The 17,348-nt window shown below is 41.7% G+C and carries 15 protein-coding genes; 8 read left to right on the forward strand and 7 right to left on the reverse strand.

The genetic code is table 11. The features are described 5' to 3' along the window. Window positions 1-8: 8 nt before the first annotated feature. Window positions 9-1,226, reverse strand: a complete 1,218-nt coding sequence (locus J0B03_RS07375; protein ID WP_207298996.1) for an MFS transporter — start codon at window positions 1,224-1,226, stop codon at window positions 9-11. 235 nt (window positions 1,227-1,461) lie between these two features. Here J0B03_RS07375 and J0B03_RS07380 point away from each other — a divergent pair, with 235 nt between their 5' ends. From J0B03_RS07380 to J0B03_RS07395, 4 genes are all read left to right on the forward strand, one after another. After that, a complete protein-coding gene (locus J0B03_RS07380) occupies window positions 1,462-2,142 on the forward strand; it encodes a TetR/AcrR family transcriptional regulator (protein ID WP_207298997.1) in 681 nt (226 codons plus the stop codon). A 15-nt stretch (window positions 2,143-2,157) separates the two neighbouring features. Then, window positions 2,158-2,814, forward strand: a complete 657-nt coding sequence (locus tag J0B03_RS07385; RefSeq protein ID WP_207298998.1) for a TetR/AcrR family transcriptional regulator — start codon at window positions 2,158-2,160, stop codon at window positions 2,812-2,814. A gap of 178 nt (window positions 2,815-2,992) precedes the next feature. Beyond that, a complete protein-coding gene (locus J0B03_RS07390; RefSeq protein ID WP_207298999.1) occupies window positions 2,993-4,138 on the forward strand; it encodes a uroporphyrinogen decarboxylase family protein in 1,146 nt (381 codons plus the stop codon). A 54-nt stretch (window positions 4,139-4,192) separates the two neighbouring features. After that, entirely contained in the window at window positions 4,193-5,428 is a 1,236-nt protein-coding gene (locus J0B03_RS07395; RefSeq protein ID WP_207299000.1) for an MFS transporter, read from the forward strand. Between the two features lie 121 nt (window positions 5,429-5,549). Here the strand turns inward: J0B03_RS07395 and J0B03_RS07400 are convergent, their stop codons facing one another. After that, window positions 5,550-6,209: a TetR/AcrR family transcriptional regulator gene (locus J0B03_RS07400; protein ID WP_207299001.1), complete on the reverse strand. Its 660-nt coding sequence runs from the start codon at window positions 6,207-6,209 to the stop codon at window positions 5,550-5,552. A gap of 210 nt (window positions 6,210-6,419) precedes the next feature. On the opposite strand from J0B03_RS07400, the gene J0B03_RS07405 reads away from it, so the two are divergent. Continuing rightward, window positions 6,420-7,829 (forward strand): MFS transporter, encoded by a 1,410-nt coding sequence (locus J0B03_RS07405; RefSeq protein WP_207299002.1) that lies wholly within the window; start codon window positions 6,420-6,422, stop codon window positions 7,827-7,829. After that, window positions 7,826-8,845: a uroporphyrinogen decarboxylase family protein gene (locus tag J0B03_RS07410; RefSeq protein WP_207299003.1), complete on the forward strand. Its 1,020-nt coding sequence runs from the start codon at window positions 7,826-7,828 to the stop codon at window positions 8,843-8,845. The genes J0B03_RS07405 and J0B03_RS07410 overlap by 4 nt, the downstream gene beginning before the upstream one ends. A 256-nt stretch (window positions 8,846-9,101) precedes the next feature. Here J0B03_RS07410 and J0B03_RS07415 read toward each other — a convergent pair whose 3' ends face one another. The 5 genes from J0B03_RS07415 to J0B03_RS07430 all read right to left on the reverse strand — a co-directional run bounded on the left by J0B03_RS07415 (window position 9,102) and on the right by J0B03_RS07430 (window position 14,534). Next, window positions 9,102-10,271: a uroporphyrinogen decarboxylase family protein gene (locus J0B03_RS07415; RefSeq protein ID WP_207299004.1), complete on the reverse strand. Its 1,170-nt coding sequence runs from the start codon at window positions 10,269-10,271 to the stop codon at window positions 9,102-9,104. A 46-nt stretch (window positions 10,272-10,317) separates the two neighbouring features. Further along, window positions 10,318-11,655, reverse strand: coding sequence for a YjiH family protein (locus J0B03_RS07420; RefSeq protein ID WP_207299005.1), 1,338 nt, complete (start codon window positions 11,653-11,655; stop codon window positions 10,318-10,320). A gap of 88 nt (window positions 11,656-11,743) precedes the next feature. Next, window positions 11,744-13,120 carry an MFS transporter gene (locus tag J0B03_RS07425; protein ID WP_207299006.1) on the reverse strand — a complete coding sequence of 459 codons (1,377 nt, stop codon included), beginning with the start codon at window positions 13,118-13,120 and terminating at the stop codon, window positions 11,744-11,746. A gap of 105 nt (window positions 13,121-13,225) precedes the next feature. Further along, a complete protein-coding gene (locus J0B03_RS12335; protein ID WP_256436409.1) occupies window positions 13,226-13,351 on the reverse strand; it encodes a hypothetical protein in 126 nt (41 codons plus the stop codon). 13 nt (window positions 13,352-13,364) lie between these two features. Continuing rightward, complete coding sequence (locus J0B03_RS07430; protein WP_207299007.1) at window positions 13,365-14,534, reverse strand: uroporphyrinogen decarboxylase family protein; 1,170 nt, start codon at window positions 14,532-14,534, stop codon at window positions 13,365-13,367. A gap of 258 nt (window positions 14,535-14,792) precedes the next feature. On the opposite strand from J0B03_RS07430, the gene J0B03_RS07435 reads away from it, so the two are divergent. Beyond that, window positions 14,793-15,473 carry a TetR/AcrR family transcriptional regulator gene (locus tag J0B03_RS07435; protein WP_207299008.1) on the forward strand — a complete coding sequence of 227 codons (681 nt, stop codon included), beginning with the start codon at window positions 14,793-14,795 and terminating at the stop codon, window positions 15,471-15,473. Between the two features lie 587 nt (window positions 15,474-16,060). Then, on the forward strand, window positions 16,061-17,305 hold the full coding sequence (locus J0B03_RS07440) for a uroporphyrinogen decarboxylase family protein (RefSeq protein WP_207299009.1): 1,245 nt from the start codon (window positions 16,061-16,063) through the stop codon (window positions 17,303-17,305). The last annotated feature ends 43 nt before the right edge of the window (window positions 17,306-17,348 follow it).

The raw sequence follows: 17,348 nt of genomic DNA on the forward strand, positions 1-17,348 counted from the left end.
GTATTATTTTATGCTGCTTCTTTGAGAAGACTGTATTCTGTAGGATATTTCTTGTCCCGAAGCGTTAAAACGATGGACAGAACACTTCCGGCTGCACACAAGATGATCAGAACCGGCATGATGGCGGTCAGGGATTGGACCCCCATCCATTGCTGCAAGGTCGTTGCGAAGTATGGAGACAGGAACATTCCGACACCGTTTGCAGCGGTAACGATCCCCATGGCCAAGGAAATGCGGGAAGGTGGAACGATCACGGTCGTACGCATGAAATAATAGGAGAACCCGTTTCCATAAGCGGCGCCCATCAGCGTGCAGGCAAAGACCGCAACTGCGAAAGTCGGTTTCAAATACAGAAGGGAAAAACACAGGACCCATGCCAGATAACTTGGGATGATGGTGGCTCTTTTGAACTTGGTATAGGTAAGTCCAAAAGCCAGACAGGCAACTGCGCTGCCTACGGTACCCAAGGAAGACAGAATACCTGCCACCGATTCGTTGCCAATGGCGTTTTCAAGGACGTAGACAGAGATCTGGAAATAAATGACCATGTAGATCATGTTGAAAAGGATGAATCCTACAACCAAAGCGCCAAAGGACAGCAAAGGAAGAGCTTCCTTTTTTGTCACGGATCCGTCTTCGTTGAAGACAACGGATTCCGGAGGCGTTTTCGGGACGAAAAGAATGATCATCGCCAGGATGGGAACGGAGATCCAGTATACCCGGAATACGAATTGCCAGGCAGCGACGGCGAAGTAGCCGGCGATCAGGCCGATGACAGCCCCCACGGCGGCCATGGCGGAATTGTACATGCCCAGGATGGTGCTTCTCTTTTTTTCGTCCAAAAAGATTTCAGGGATAAGGGCGACGGCAGAAACGTTTACAATGCCCATGGCGAATCCGACGATCCCCCGCATGACAGCCATATACAATGCATTTTCTATGGCGACACCCAGAATGGATGCGGCGGCGAACAGGGCGTAGCTGAAGATCAGCAATGTCTTTTTACTGAAATACTGCATCAGCTTGCCACAAAGTAACGATGAGAAAACGACGATCAAGGCAGGGCCGGAGATGATGAAATTCACTAAGTTGATGGAATCCCCAAAAACCCCATACATGTTGGCGATGGCGGGGATGATGACCATGTCGCTCATAACGGCAACATTGGTCAGAAACAAAGCGATGAGAAATAAGACCATTTTACCTTTTCCTAATTTTGCTTCCATTGAAACTCCTCCTTAAAGTTATTGGTGGTTCTTTCATAATGCAGCAATGCAGTGATCATGGCACCTTGCGATCTGAAGAATTATATTAATCATGCCATTTATAAAATTTACAATATCACGAGAAATTCAAGTTGTCAACAAATTTAGTATATATACTAAATTAAATATTTCATCTGGATTTTTTTTAATATGGTATACTTTTTGTATCGATCGACATTTCACAAGGCGGTGTAGCATGGGGTATAAAAAGAGTCGAAATACAAAGGAAAAAATAATCAACGCCTGTCGCAGGCTGTTTTACGAAAACGGGTACATCAATACGCGTTATGAAGATCTTAGCGAAGCTACAGGTCTAAGTCCTGGTGTGATCCACTATCATTTTCAGAGCAAAAAAAACATGGCGGGGATCATCTACGATGAATTTCTCACATCCAACAAGGCTCTTGTCAATCAGCTTCTGGAAGAGGAATACGAACTCCAAATAAGAACTGCGGTAGAGATCCGGTCGTACATGAATTTGCTGCTGTCCGATGATAAGTTCAAGAGATTCTATCTGGAGATCTGTCAGGACCGGGTCATTGTGGATCTTTTTCGGGAGACGGGCGTCTACTTCTACCAACTCCACCGGGATGAATACAATCTGGACATCAGCGATGGAATGATCGCCATGATCAACATCACCTCAGCTGCAGCAGAGACGGAACTGATCATGAATTACTTTAAAGGGGACCGGGCCTATTCTTTCGAAGACATCGTGGAATTCAACATTCGTTTGAATTATGAACTGATGGCCATCGATTATGAAAAGATCAACGAGATCGTCGAAATGTCCCGATACATTTACGATACGCTCCAGGTCCGATTCAAGGATCATTTTGAGCTGGACATCCAGGTAGTGGGGCAAGGCGGGGAGTAAGGAAGGAGTGGTACCATGACCCGAAAAAAAAATGAAGAAACTCAAGAGAAAATCATGGCCTGTACAAAAAAATTATTCCAGGAGCATGGCTATAACAAAACATCCATACGCATGATTGCCAAAGAAATGGAATTTAAAAACCAGGCCTCCTTTTACATCTACTTCAAGAGTAAGGATCATCTTACTGCCATGATCCTGGAAGAAAACTCCAAGGAGGTTCGCAAATTTATCGACTCCCTGGAGTGGGAGGATACAACTCCTCTCCATGATTTGATACTGGAGAATCTGATCATTTCAGAAATTCTGAAAGACGAAGCCAATCGCCGCTTTTATACGGAAGCCCAATGGCAGCAGACCTTGCCCAGCATGATGCGTCAGGTGCCCAATTATATCGACTATTTGCACAAAAACTTGGAAACCACCATCACGAAAGAAGAGCTGGAACTTAACATTTTTTCCTATGTAAAACTGTTTTGCAGTATGTGTCAGGCCATCGACAACAAGGAGACCAATGTAACATATTTGGAAGCCATGAAACGGATGCCTTACGTATTTCTGGATTTGGTCGGCGTTGAACGAAGACTGCATGAAACGATCATCCACGAGACCTTGGACCTTTTTCATCGAATACCAGAGGCGGAGATCCAGAAGCTGTTCTTTTTTCACGAATGAATACGAAACAAATAAAATGATAGATTGCAAAGTCTTTTCAGGAATCACCGAAAGGACTTTTTTATATGTTTGCTACTTTTTATAATAAACGCGTTTATTTATTCTTGACAAACAAGAACGCACCGTATAATATATAAACATAAACGCGTTTATTTACAAGATTATAGGAGGGATAACGATGTCAAGACCTGCATTTAGCGAAAAGGAATTCGAAGTAAAGGGTATGTATCCGGGTGTGGAGTGTTTCGAAGTCATGGGAGCACCCATGAGCGTGCCAGAATCTCCCGAGTATGACCGACCTATCTCCGTACGGGAAAACTGGAAACTGTTGTTTGAAGGGAATAAGCCATATTGGATTCCCGAAACCGGCTGGATTTTTTGCGATCAGATCCAGTTTCGGCCAAGGATATGCCCAGACAACGTGGCCAACCACCAGGTTTTTGACGGAGGACCCCAATACGATTACACCACATTGGGTAAAGTCAGCCACAGCCATTGGTTCGATTTGGACTGGGAATGGGATTATTCCATATCCGGTGCCACCGTGGTGGGCGGTTCTCCCAAAGTGCCGGACATTAATCGCTGGGAAGAATACGTGGAGATTCCGAAAATGGAAGACATGGATTGGGATCTGCATTTGGAAGAAAACAGGGAATATCTGAAAGTGGATAAACTCCGAGAGTTGGGCATTCAAGCCGGACTGTGGGAGCGGTTGATGGGACTGATGGATGTGAGTAATGCCGCTATAGCCCTGGTGGACGACGACCAGAAAGAAGGTGTGCATCGATTCTTCAGCAAATTGTGTGATTTTTACGATGCCTACATCACAAAAATGAAAGAACTCTATGATCTGGATGCCGTGTACTTCCACGACGACTGGGGTCATCAAAGAGCGCCTTTCTTTTCCATGGACACCGTTCGTGAGATGCTGCTTCCTTATCTGAAGCGGATCGTGGAGACCACCCATAAAAATGGCATGTATTTCGAACACCATAGCTGCGGGAAAGCCCAGGATCTGATGCCTGTATTCATTGAAGCGGGAGTAGATATGTGGTGTGGCCAATGCGAGATCAACGACCAGGACATGCTGGCTCAAAAGTACAAAGATGCACCCATCATCGTCGGTGTTGGAAATCCCAACGTTCCGATAGATGCCACGGTGGAAGAAGTAAAGAAAATCGCCTATGACTGGGTGGAACGATACAAGAACTGCAAGGTGGCGGCAATATTTGGACTGGATCCAAATTTCCCTACCGAGAATTTCCAACTATTTAGAAGATATGTGTATGAGTACAGCCGAAATGCATTTCAAGATATGGAATAAAAATTCTCTGAAATATTTTGCGAAAAATCATACTAAGAACAGGAAGGTGTCAACATGAAAAAAGCGTGGACAATGGCGACCATCGCCATTCTAACAGGGATCGTATTTGTTATTGGTCTCTATAAAGTGCCACCCACTATGGTTCTGCTTATGAGTGATCTTCAAATCGACATGACCGTTGTAGGTTTGACCATGTCGGTTTGTGCCATCGCCGCCATGATCGCATCCTTGCCCGGTGGTGCCATCATGCAGAAATTTGGACCGAAAAGCGTGGGAATCGCAGCAATCATTATGGCTGCATTGGGTTGTATCATCGGCATCGTCAGCAACAACTTCACTGTTTTTCTGATCGGCAGGGCATTGGAAGGTGCATCCTTTGGAATTATTGCGATCGTGGTCACTACCATTATTGCCATTTGGTTTCCTGCGGAAAAACGGGGGCTACCCATGTCGATCTTTACCCTTTGGGTTTCTTTTGGGATGCTGATCATCTTCAATGTGACCAACTTGATCGTTCCCAGCTTCGGGTGGAGAGGCGTTTGGTGGTTGCATCTGCTTTTATTAGGTGTTTTTCTAGTGCTCTTTGCCACTGTAATCAATTATCCAGAAAAACAGGTAGACAGTGGGCAACAGTCCGTCCAACCACAGGTTTCCATCCTGGAAGGGTTCAAATCCCTTGGGGCATGGATTTTGGGAATTATATTTTTGCTGTATGCCGTTGGGAATGTGATATTTAATACATATTATCCAACATTTCTGCAACAGAGTTTGGGATTGGAACTGTCAACGTCAAATTTCTATACCAGCATAGCAACTTTGGGGATGCTTTTCTGTGGTGTCACCATAGGAATCGTTCTCAACAAAGTTAAAAACAAAAATCATCCCTTTTTGCTGTTTTTGGCAATGATCCTGAGTACGGCTGTTTCTTATTATCAATTTCGGATCACGGCAATTGCATACCTGCCAGTCATTCTCTTCTTCTTTGGTGTAATCTGGCAAATGGTTCCGCCGATTCTTCATACCATTGCACCAGACGTTGCAACCGGGCCGGAAACCATTCCGGCAACCCTTTCTGTTGTAACCGTGTGTTCTGCAGTCGGAGGGATGATCGGACCTGTGATCCTTGGGCCCATCGTCGCAGCCGCAAACGGTAATTGGGCAGCTACCGGCTTCCCGTTGTTGCTGATCCTGTTCGTCGGAGTGTTGGCATCCGTTTTTCTGATGTTCATGATGAAAAAGAAATATCAGGTAACAAAAAAGCAGGAAACCGCTTCAGTAGAAGTGGGATAGAAAGATCTTTTCTATCGTTCCAGTGTGAAGCAATACAGAATTTGATATAAAAGCAGGCCAGTACATTTTCATGTACTGGCCTGCTTTTATGTGGTGCGTCGACATGAGTGCAATCAAATAGTTACACAATACAAAAATACGGCTCAAATTTAAAATCTAATTCGTTTATTAATTTTTTGCTTTCGTTAAGAATGTCGAGTATATCTTCATCTGAAAAATGCATTAGCCGAAAAGGAAAACTTACTACATAATCACAAAAATCTTCAAAACTTGATTGGATATGACCTGAAAAATAAGATATGGTTAGCGCTGTACTAGACGCTCTGGAAGCTATCGCACACATCGCCAACTCATCAATTTCGGCATTCATTTTCAGGTGGTACCTTCTATTGTGTACATTATATAGTTCGATGGAACCCGAAGTAAAAACATTATCAAAACTAGCATTTGCTCTTTCATGATAAAATCGATACGCTTTTTCGTCTACTCGAAATTGGTGTGTTTTCAAAATCAATTCCACAGCCGTGTTGATTTTTTCTTCGTATACGCCACAACAATCGTAAATTTTCTTAGTGATCATATTTTTGTTAACAGTATTACAATATAGATTCACTTCATTTGCTAAATTGGATTTTGTTTTAAAATGATAAGTAATCAAAGGTTTGGTAATATTGCAGGACTTTGCGATCATATTTAAAGAAGTGTCATTATAACCAAAATCGTAAAATATTCTTATAGCGGTGTCTAAAATCTTTCTTTTCATTGTGTTTTTATTGTCCATTGTATTCACCTGTTTTTGTTTCCTATTATAACAAAGTTATCTAATTTGACAAATAGCAACCACACTTAACTACAAATATTATAAATTTAAAAAATTTTACTAATGCGCTTGACAGTTTTACGCGTAAAAGATATACTTTACGCGTAAAATAAAATAACTGTAAGGAGGGTAGAATTACAATATTTAGATTAAAACTAAGGAGGTTATCAGATGGAAAAGAAGAGCATTTATTCGTTGAAGTCAATACGGTATGGTGTCACAAACGGATTTTCAACACTGTTAACAACAGTGGCGTCGACATTTTGGGCGATTTTCTTGACTTCTGCTGTGGGACTTGAAACAGCGGTAATGGCAACTGTATTAACTATTGGTAGCTTGGCAGATCTTATCTCTATTCCTATAGTCGGAGTTGTGATGCAAAAGACAAAATTCAAAAAAGGTGGTAAGTATCGGCCATGGTTGGTCATAGGCGGAGTTGGAGCTGCATTGCTTCGCTGGTTATCCTTTACCGATATTGGTCTTACCGGGATGGGCAGAGCTATCTGGTTTGCGGGAACATACATTCTTACCTATCTTTTGTTTAATTTTGCTTATACCGCGTTCACAGGATTGCTTCCCTTGATGGCGAAAGATCCTCGAGAACGTGTTGCTTTTTCGTCTGCACGTGTAATGTTGAACTCGGTTGGCAAGTTTTTATTTAGTTTGACCAGCGTAGCGTTGATCTCTGCGTTCAGTGGAGGTGGAGAAGGTTCAAGTTTTGGTTATTCCATGTTTGCTCTATTGATAGCCGTCCTTGTCAGTTTTGGATTTATTCAATTATTCTTTGCATCCAAAGAATATGACGTCATTGAATCCATTTCCGATGAAAAAAGAATTGGAAAGATGAAGGATCAATATGATGCCACTATTTGGGAAATGTTAAAAAGCTCTATTACGAAGCCCTATTTATTGTACTTAATAAGCGCAGTAGCGAAAGCATGCATATTCTTCTCGATTATGGGACTCGCAGCTTATTACTACAACTATGTGGTGGGGGACATGAGCAAGTTGACTCTGTTTTTGTCGCTGAGCACATTTCTTATGATCATAGGTTCGTTCATTACTCCCTTTGTTAATAAGGTTTTAAAAGGTGGAAGAAATACATATATTTTTGGTGTTTCAATTTTTGGTATTTGCTTGGCCTTGGCTTACTTTTTAGGGAATACGGCAATGTCGTTTACCGTGTTGTTAGCACTTGGATATTTCGGCTACTCTTTTGCCCACGCATCGGAGGTAGCAATCTTTACCATGATCGCGGATTATAATGAATGGAAATCTGGGAAGAATGTAAAACCTTTTATGATGAGCTTGTTTTCATTGACTCCCAAAATTGCTACTACGGTAGGAGCGGCAATCGTAGGATTTGGACTGGTCGGAATAGGTTTTGATGCTGAAAATGTAACAGCAGATGCAATCAGTGGAATCCGAATTTTGATCAGCTTGTTACCTGCAGTCTTTGCAGCAATTAGTGCAATCGCACTTGTTTTCTTTCCATTAACGGATCAAAAGGTTACACAACTTCAAAATGAAATGGAAGAAAAGAAGCAGGCTACTCAGATAAAGAAGGAGGAAATAGTATGACCCTATCTATGAAGGAAAATATGGTACTATTTATGGATCGCAAGATTCCAGAATGGTTTCCAAATTATCGTACAGAGGTGTGTCCAATCATCCCATCTTGCGTTCACGAACGTGCGCCGGGAGACGGAACACCAGCACAGCTTCTTGGAGGAACAGGTGTGGATTGGTTCGGTGTGAACTGGTTATTTGAGCCGAACTCTGGTGGATCCATGGTGGATCCTTCTTTTCCGCCAGTATTAAACGATATTTCAAAGTGGAAAGAAGTAGTACAGTTTCCGAATCTTGATAAAATCGATTGGGCTTCTGCGAGAAAAATGGATGATGGCAGGATTGATGAAAATAAATTCTGCGTAGTAACTATTCTAAACGGTCCCTTTGAACGGATGCATGCGTTGATGAGCATGGTCGAAGCGAACTGTGCGCTTTTGACAGATCCAGAAGAATCTTTTGGATTATTAATGGCTATTGCGGACTATAAAATAAAGTTGATCGATAAAATAGTGGAATACTATCCGGTTGATATGATCGAGGTTCATGATGATTGGGGTCATCAGCGAAATTCTTTTATGTCCCCAGATACCTGGAGAAATTTGATTGCTCCGGCAATGGAAAAGATTATTCAACATATTAAGTCAAAAGGGATATTTGCGCAGGTACATTCCTGTGGCAAAGTAGAACCACTGATCGAAGATATGATAAATATTGGGATCGACCACTGGTCTTCCTGTCAAGCATGTAATGATATCCCTGGAATAATAGCAGGGTATGGAGATCAAATCACATGTTTGGGAGGGATGGATACCAGTGATCTTGTAGATCCATCCGTCCCACGTGAAGAACTGAAAAAACGAATAGAAAAAAGATTCAAGTTGCTGGCAAAAGGGGGAGGTTTGTTGCCGTACGGATCACGGAGCTATCCGATTTTGATCGAATTGATCAATGAAGTGATCGCAGAAAATAGAGATTTTCTATCAAATTCTGAAAATCAAGAGTTGCCTCATCTCCAAACTGTGTAGACTGCATTAAAAAGATTCCGAGTGAATAGTTTGGTTATAATTCTAAAAAAGGTTGACAACTGAAATAAAAGCCAAGAGATCCTTTCCTTGGCTTTTATTTGGTGGTGAAACTATCTGGACAGAAGCATCCAAATAAATCTTTCTTTGATGGATTCGATCGCTTCCGGGGGTAAGTCTTCATAGTATTCGCGCATTGCTTCTTCCAGGATATTCATCAAGTTTTCTTCCATGGTAAAATCCTCCTTCATAGGTTTGTTCAATAAACGCCATTTTTATGAACGTAGTCGCATACAGCGATCAAATTTTCGGCCTTGGCATCGCCGTGTGACATGATCACGGAATCTGTGGAGAAGATATAGCCACCGCCGGGAGCCAATTCATCCAAACACCATTTTGCCCGATCAATGCAATCCTTCACGGAACCCCTGGCCAACAGATCCACTGGCATGCCACCCATGATGCACATTTTGTTTCCGATGGAATCCTTGGCTTTCTTCAGATCGCCTTTCTCGATCAGCCCGACCAGCTTGTCTGTTTTTGGCAGATCGGACAGGATCTCGTAGTAAGGTTCCCAAAGGTTTTCCATGAAGATCATCTGGTTGTAGCCGCGCTTGACGCAAAGTTCATCGATCATTTTATATAGGAACGGGAAATAAAACTTTTCAAAGTCTTTTGGTTTCAAATAGGTGGGCAAGTGAAGAGGACTGAAAATCCAATGATTGTCCTCTGGAGTGGTGTAGGATGAGGTTAACATCCGGATCGTATAGTCAAATAAGGAATCACATGCTGCGTAAAACTTATCCGGATGCCGTTTGATATCCCCCATTGTGCCCACAAAATCCCTTAAATAGTCCATGATGATGTCCGGAGTTGCGTAAAGCGATCCTTTTGCCATAAATGGTATGCCCAATTCCTCAGCGACTCTTTTATTGACACTGCCATTATGTTGAAGGAATGTTTTGAAGTCATCGAAAGATTTCAAAAATCGATCTTTGACTTCCTGTCTATCCCCTTTCAACAAAGGAAATTTTCTGGGTACTATCGTATTGATGATGAAACCTACCGGATCAGCGATGAACTGGTCGTATTCGTTGGCATTCATCAGATTTCCATGGCTGCCCTTGATTTGTAGACTGTGGTCTGTCAATACATACAAACCTTCCCCGAAATTGCTCATAACATCCAGCGGTAAAATATTCATATTTCCCCACTGGGCATCAATGTAGACATCTGTAAATGTTATTTTGTAAGCTTCGAAATTGGCGGCTGCGCTGTTTTTAAAGGCATCGATGAGACTGATGTCGGCATGATGCATTACCCATTCCTCTACCATGGGCATTACAGGTACTCGATCGGGGATCTCTCGTCGAACGGCAGCGACAATGCGATTGAATCTTTCATTATACAGTTCTTTTGTGCTTTTCAATGTAAAGCCTCCTAACTTTTTAAATGTTATCTTGATAATGGATTTATCAAAACATCAGTGTTGCTAACAATCCTGCAATCAAAATGGTCAATATCATTCTTAAAAACCAAGTGACCACAAGGTCAAGTGGCTTTACAGGAAGATCGGTTGACAGAACCACCGGCCAAAATCCTGATACGAAAACAGACACTGTCATAGGGTACAGACAAAGAAAGAACTTTGCGCCAACGGATAGATTCTGTCCAAAGCCTATTAATACGGACAGGTACATATCGAGAAATGACATGCTGGCAGATTGCATTATTATGGAAATATCGGCACTTGCAAAGCCTGCAATTTTGAAAACAGGCCAGAACACATAACCTGCATATGCGAAAATAGAAGTGTACTTAAGAAGCAGAAGACCAACTACCAAAACAAATACTCCGGACATCATCATATTGGTCACCACTCGAAGCGTCATCAAGAAAGTATTGACAAGCTTTTTTGGCACAGGGCCAGCTTTTTCAGCAACCGAAACTCCTTCTGAAAAAGCTGTTTTCAGTATTTGTACCTTCACTTCAGGCTCGTGGGATGGTGTGGCACCTTCGTAATAATCCAAGGGTTTTTTGTTTAAAGGATATAATCGGATCGTTATAAATGTGATTACCAATGTAACAAAGATCGAAGTTGTAAAAATCAAATTCCAGTATTCCATCATTTCAAGAAGGCTGGCGAACAAAAGCATTATACCTACAGATGGCGTACAAAAACCTAGTGCGATGATGGCCGCTTCTTTTTTGTTGAATTTGCCGTCTTTGTACAAAATGTCGGTAGAAATATGTCCCATTGAAAAGTTGCCTAAAAAAGCGCTCAACGCTATAACGGATGCTCGTCCGGGAGTTTTGAACAACGGCCTCATTAGAGGTCGCAGTACAACACCTACAGCTTCAATAAGTCCAAAATCTACTAAAAAAGTTAAAAATAATCCTGCTACCAATACTGTCAAGGAAGCGATACCATTTAATGTGGATGATTTGGGTCCTATATCAGGATCTAGAAAAAATTCCGGACCGATGTTTAAGTAGATCATTGCCGCCATGATGGAACCTATTGTTGTAACAACGGCTATGATTTTGTTGATAAAGTTCTTGTTCCAGGTTTTTTTTATAAAAAACGTGTCTGCAACGCAGAATATTCCAAATAAGAACATCATAAGCAAATAATTAGGCGATACAAAAGGTCGAATATAACTGACGATATGATCCACTAAAATGCTTTTCTGCCCCATAAATTCAAATCGGACAAAGAAAGCAAACAAACCGAATAAACTGGCAAAGACAAATTTCAGCACGCTGGATCTCTTGAAATTTTTGACCACGGAGTTCGTGGGTGTATTATTCATAAATAGCACTCCTCGGATTTATTGAAATCATTGTTTTTATAGAATTGGCCACTGCTTGATAATTATTATGCAGTGGCCAAGATGTCAACTAAGATCTGGAAGCGATTTCAGCAGAATACTCTGCGATTTTTTCTTTTGTCAAATTGAAACCAAGGATCAGCAATACGCCACCTACAGTAAGGATGATACCGGGAATCAGTAAAAATGCATTGCTGATGCCGCTCATTACTTCATTGGAAACGGAAGCAGCGTCGACGGCAGCACTGAATCCTACCACAGCTAGAACGCTGTTGATAATGATTCCTCGAAAAACGATAGCAATCTTCAACGTTACGTTATTCAATCCCATGATCCAACCAGAGGAGTTTTTACCGGATTTCCACTCGTCATAAATAACCGTATCTGCGAATAGTACCGGCATTAAAGAATAGATCGAACCGTACATGTATTGTGCCAAACCCAGGAGTACGATCACCAGTGTAAAATTTGTGTGGAACAGCTTTGCTACAATAAGAAGTCCACCCATCAAGAAAAAATATGCGATGGTGGTGCTCCTGGCAGAAAACTTGTTGGATACAAATTTACAGGTAAAGGCCCCCAATGCGGCAGCGATGCCGATAATGATCATATAAGTTGCCAGATACCCTGGATTTTTCAATACATACGTAAAATAATAAACGGCAGTAGCGCTAGCTACAAAGTTGACGATCCATCTTGCGATGTCGGCGATGAGCAGAATAAGCAGCGGTCGGTTAAGAGCCAGGGCTTTCAGTGTGCCGACAAATCCAATTTTGTTCTTCTTAGGAACGATTTGATTTGGTGCTGCTGTTGTTTCATCTACTTCGTAACCTTCAAACATCTTGAAGTGTGCGAAATAGGAGATGGCCATACCTACTCCAAGTACAAAGGCAAGTGCCGCGAACTGGAATTGAACACCGACGATTGCTGCAAGTATCGTGGCCAAAGGAAGTCCTGCATAAGAAAATATGATGCCAGCAACACGATTGTAGGTTCCTCTGGAGGTCGATAATGCAACACGATCTTGAGGGGTGCTGGCTGCCACGGAGATCAGTGCCACGTTTGCCACGTACGCAAAATTCCAAAGGACACTGCTGATAATACCGGCTGCGATGATGATAGCAATGGCAATGCCATCATTACCTAGTTTCGTAAATTTGAACAGGTAGATGATCGGGACCAACCAGGGGGTGAGAATCAACCACGAACGATATCTTCCCCATTTCAATGGTTTGATGGAGTTCATGATGGCTCCGTAAGTCCAAGACAGTACGGCGTCTACTACTGTAGTTACAGTTTGAATGAATGTTACAATTCCAAGGTCAAACATAACGATATTTGTTAGAAAAAAATTGAAGAAGTAGTTCTCAACACTAGTCATCATGGTGAAGAACAGGTCGCCGATACCATAAAATCGTTTCAAGCTTTTTGACAGTTCTTTTTTCATTTGGATTCTCCTTATCCTATTTTTCTAGGTGATTTACTTGCTGTAATAATGTTTTTTGCAACACATGGATGTCGACTTGCGTGTGTTTCGGCGTATCCGCTTTGCTTATCTGGTAAGCAAAGTGTTGATCATCTTCCGAATCAACATGTCGGCATCCGCTTCCGGAATATTTTTGAAATAATCTTTCTTCAGTGCTTCCAATGCTTCCGATACGTTCTTGTTTAGATCCATTTTTTCCTCCTCCTTAATATTTACCGTTTTCATGGATGTATTGAAAAGTAGAGATGACATTTTCAGGCAAGGCATCCTTTTTGGACATCAAAACCATATCTACAGAAAAAATATAGTTGCCCCCGGGTGCCAAAGTGTCGAGACATTCTTTTGCCTTGTCAATACACTGCTGTTTTGTTCCTCTTGCAAGGAGACTGATGGGCATACCACCCATGATCGTCATGTTCTTTCCGATTTTTTCTTTATATGCCTTTAGATCCCCGTGTTCAAAAAGACCAACGACTTTTCCTTCTGTGGGTAGATCCTGCAGTATGTCCAAGTACGGCATCCAGTCGTTTTCCATGTAGAATAAAAGAGTGTATCCTCTTTTTACGCTGAGCTCTTCCACGAGTTTTTTCATGAATGGAAAATAGAACTTTTCAAAATCTTTTGGTTTCAGGAATGTAGGCAAATGCAAGGGTGAAAATACAAAATGCTCGTCTTCCGGTGTTTTATAGGATTCCGTCGTCATTTGAATGATAAAATCAGAAATCGAATGACATGCTGCAATCAATGCTTCAGGTCTTCTTCGGATATCGCCGGAAATTCCTGTAAAGTCACGAAGGTAGTCCAGAACAATGTCTGGAGCGACATAAGCGGCAGCTCTCGACAATACAGGCATGCCCAGATCTGCTTCGATGCGTTTGACTACGGAACCGTTGTATGCTGCAAAGTCTTTGAAATCGTCGAAGGCTTCTTCTAATAGGGCCATATTTTTGTCGACGCTTTGATTTAGGATGGGATATTTTCTGGGGATGATCACGTCGGAAAAAAATTTTTGGGGATCTTCGATCAGTGCCGGATATTCATCGGGCTGCATGGTCGTTCCGTGGCTTCCTTTGATTTGCAGACTTTCATCGGTGACAGTGTAGATCCCTTCCCCGAATTTTTTCATCATTTTCAAAGGAATGATGTTGCTGGTGCCAAAGAATCCGTCCAGATAAATGTCGTCGGACACTTTTTTGAATGCGTTGAAGAGGATCTCGGGGTCTTTGGTAAAAGCGTCTTTCAAGCTGACGTTGGCATAGTGCATGACCCAAGTTTCGATGTTTGGCAAAACCGGGACCCGGTCGGGAATCCCTTTTGAAAATGTGGTCTGCAACCGATCCAATTTACTGCGATAAGTTTCCATTTCTTTACTCATGTGCGATCACCTTCCAATTATTGAGCTTATATTTCTATTCGTATCTAATTAGATTTATATCTATTTAGATACGAATCTAATTTATAACATCATATTCTTAGAATAGACATTTGTCAACTTAAATTATAAAAAAATTACGCTTTATCATATTTGGTTTTATAGCGGATAAGCAAGTAATAAGGAATCATATTGACCGAATGTGCAAGGTAGCATAGAATAAAAACAGGTTTTGATATTTAACGAGTAAAGGAGATCACCATGGGAACTTATCCGGCGGGCGAACAAACAAAAGAAAAATTGTATGAGGTTGCACACGAGGTGTTTTATGAATATGGATACCATAAGGCATCCATGAAGGAATTGTCCCAACGTGCAGGAATCAAGCAATCCGTGTTTTATTATCACTACAAGAACAAAAGTGCGTTGGCAAAACAGCTGTACGCCAGTTTTGGGAAAGCCCATTCCTCGGCGATCATGGAAGAGATCTTGAAAAAGCAGTACACGAACGATGCTGTTACCATAAATTGTGTGTGTTCTGCCTTATTGCTGATGAATTCTGTGGTAAATCCTCAAGTCGGTCGATTTTGGGCAGAGATGTATACGGACAACTTAACGGCGGATATCGCCTTTAGTAGGCACTTTCATGAGCTTATGTACAAGAAACGCATGAAAAAATTTGACAGAAACGATTTTGAATTTTTTTTGATCAATTCGGCATCCATCAACTGTGCATTGATCTTGGCATTTTTGGATAATAGGTTGAAGGTGGATCCGCAACAACTGGCTCGGTATAAGACGGAAAATACTTTGAGATTACTTGATTACTCAAAAGATAAAATGGAAAATATAACAAACGATGTGTTGGAGATCGCAAAAAAAATCCCCATACAAGTAGGGGAAGATTTTCATATCGTCTTGGATGGGAAAACAATATTCTGAGAATAGAAAGGGTTTTCTTATTGCAAAAAAACGTCACCATATGCGAGGGAAGGTATGTGTTGAAGCACTGTTCCACAAGATCGACTGTGCCATCGTGGCAGATGTAAAAGCACCAGACAATGTTTTGAGCATCTGATCCAAACCAAATAAATAGCATGAACCTCCAAACCACTTCAAGGTCCATCCATGAAGCGGTTTTTTTGATTGGGTTATGATTGGGGAGGGAAGCTCCACCATAGAGTGGTTGGGCAAAGGGAAGAGTTGCCAAAGATGAACCATCTCTGAATTTACAGCAACTGATAAAAGGAAAGAAAAATATTTTCGTTGACTTTTTTTAAAATTAAGTATAATGTATAAATTAGATACAAATCTAATTCGATATATATATAATTTATCACCTCATTTCAAAGTTGAAATATTAGAGAATGTCAATAAGTTAAAAAACAGATGGCAAATCGAAAAATATAATTGTTGCATTGCAAAAGGTTCATGGGAATTGAAAGGACAAGGGGGAATAAGATTGAAGATCTAAACAAGCATGTTTGATTGTGATGTTGTTTGAGTTTTTTATTAAGGAGGAGGAAAAAATGAAAAGAGAAACGTATAGTGAAGCCAAAGAGTGGACAGTAATCGGCAAATACCCTGGATTCAAAGGAATGGAAGATGTTCGATTGCGAACTGCAGAGGGAAAATATGTCTGTCCCGATACCGATCGATACTATCGGCCTATACCTGTTCGTGAAAACTTCAAGATGTTCTTTCGTGGGGAAACACCGTATTGGATACCTAATATTGGGTGGTTTTTCTGCGACATACAGGAGTTCCGCCCTCGTCAAGGACAAGATAATGTGGCGCATCATCAGTGTCTGGATGGTGGTCCCCACATTGATTATTCCACATTCCCCAAAGTGACTAAAGGGTGGTTGGAACTACCTCAGGAATGGGAGACCGTTTCCTGCGGAGCCACGGTTCGTCCAGGGAATCCGTTGGTGGAAGATATGAACGATTGGGAAACAATCGTACAATGGCCTGACATCGATATGATCGATTATGAGACCATGAAAGAGATGAACAAAGAGTATCTGGGAAGTGACAGGGCCAATCAATTGGGTATTCAACTAGGACTATGGGAACGCATGATGGCCATGATGGATGCTTCCAACGCTGCCATTGCACTGATGGATGAGGATCAGGAGGAGGCAGTGAAAGCCTTCTTGGACAAATTGTCTGACATGTATTGTGACTATATCTCACGTGTAGCGGAAGTCGTTAGAATCGACTGCGTGATGCTACATGACGACTGGGGGACACATACTGGTCCATTCTTTTCCTTGGATACGGCGATGAAGTTCTTTGTTGCGCCAATGAAAAAAATCGTAGACCATTGCCATAGTATGGGCATTATCTTTGAACATCACTGCTGTGGGAAAGCAGAAATGCTTGTACCCGCCATGGTTGCAACAGGAAGCGATTTTTGGTTTCCACAGCCTGCAATCAATGATGTGGACATGCTGATCGAAAAATATAAGGATGAACATCTCACCTTCGCAGTAGGGAATCCGATCTTGCCCAAGGGTTCCTCAGTAGAAGAAATTCATAAGATCGCAAAGGATTTTGTCGACAAATACGCGGACAAGAGAATTCTGTTTTGCTCGGATTCCGGCAAAGCTCAAATCCCAAATCATGACACATCTTTGTGGCCGATTTTTCGTGATGCGGTATATGAACATAGTCGAAAGGCATACCAAGGGGCACCAGTACCGGAAGATATGGAAAAAATGGTCTTGGAGCACCAGCTGCAATATCAAGATCTTTTCAGCGATATAGCTTAACGAAATCTGAAAAACTAAATAACAAAGCTATGTTTTGGCTGCC

Source organism: Alkalibacter rhizosphaerae, assembly GCF_017352215.1.
Taxonomy (GTDB): Bacteria; Bacillota; Clostridia; order Eubacteriales; family Alkalibacteraceae; genus Alkalibacter; species Alkalibacter rhizosphaerae.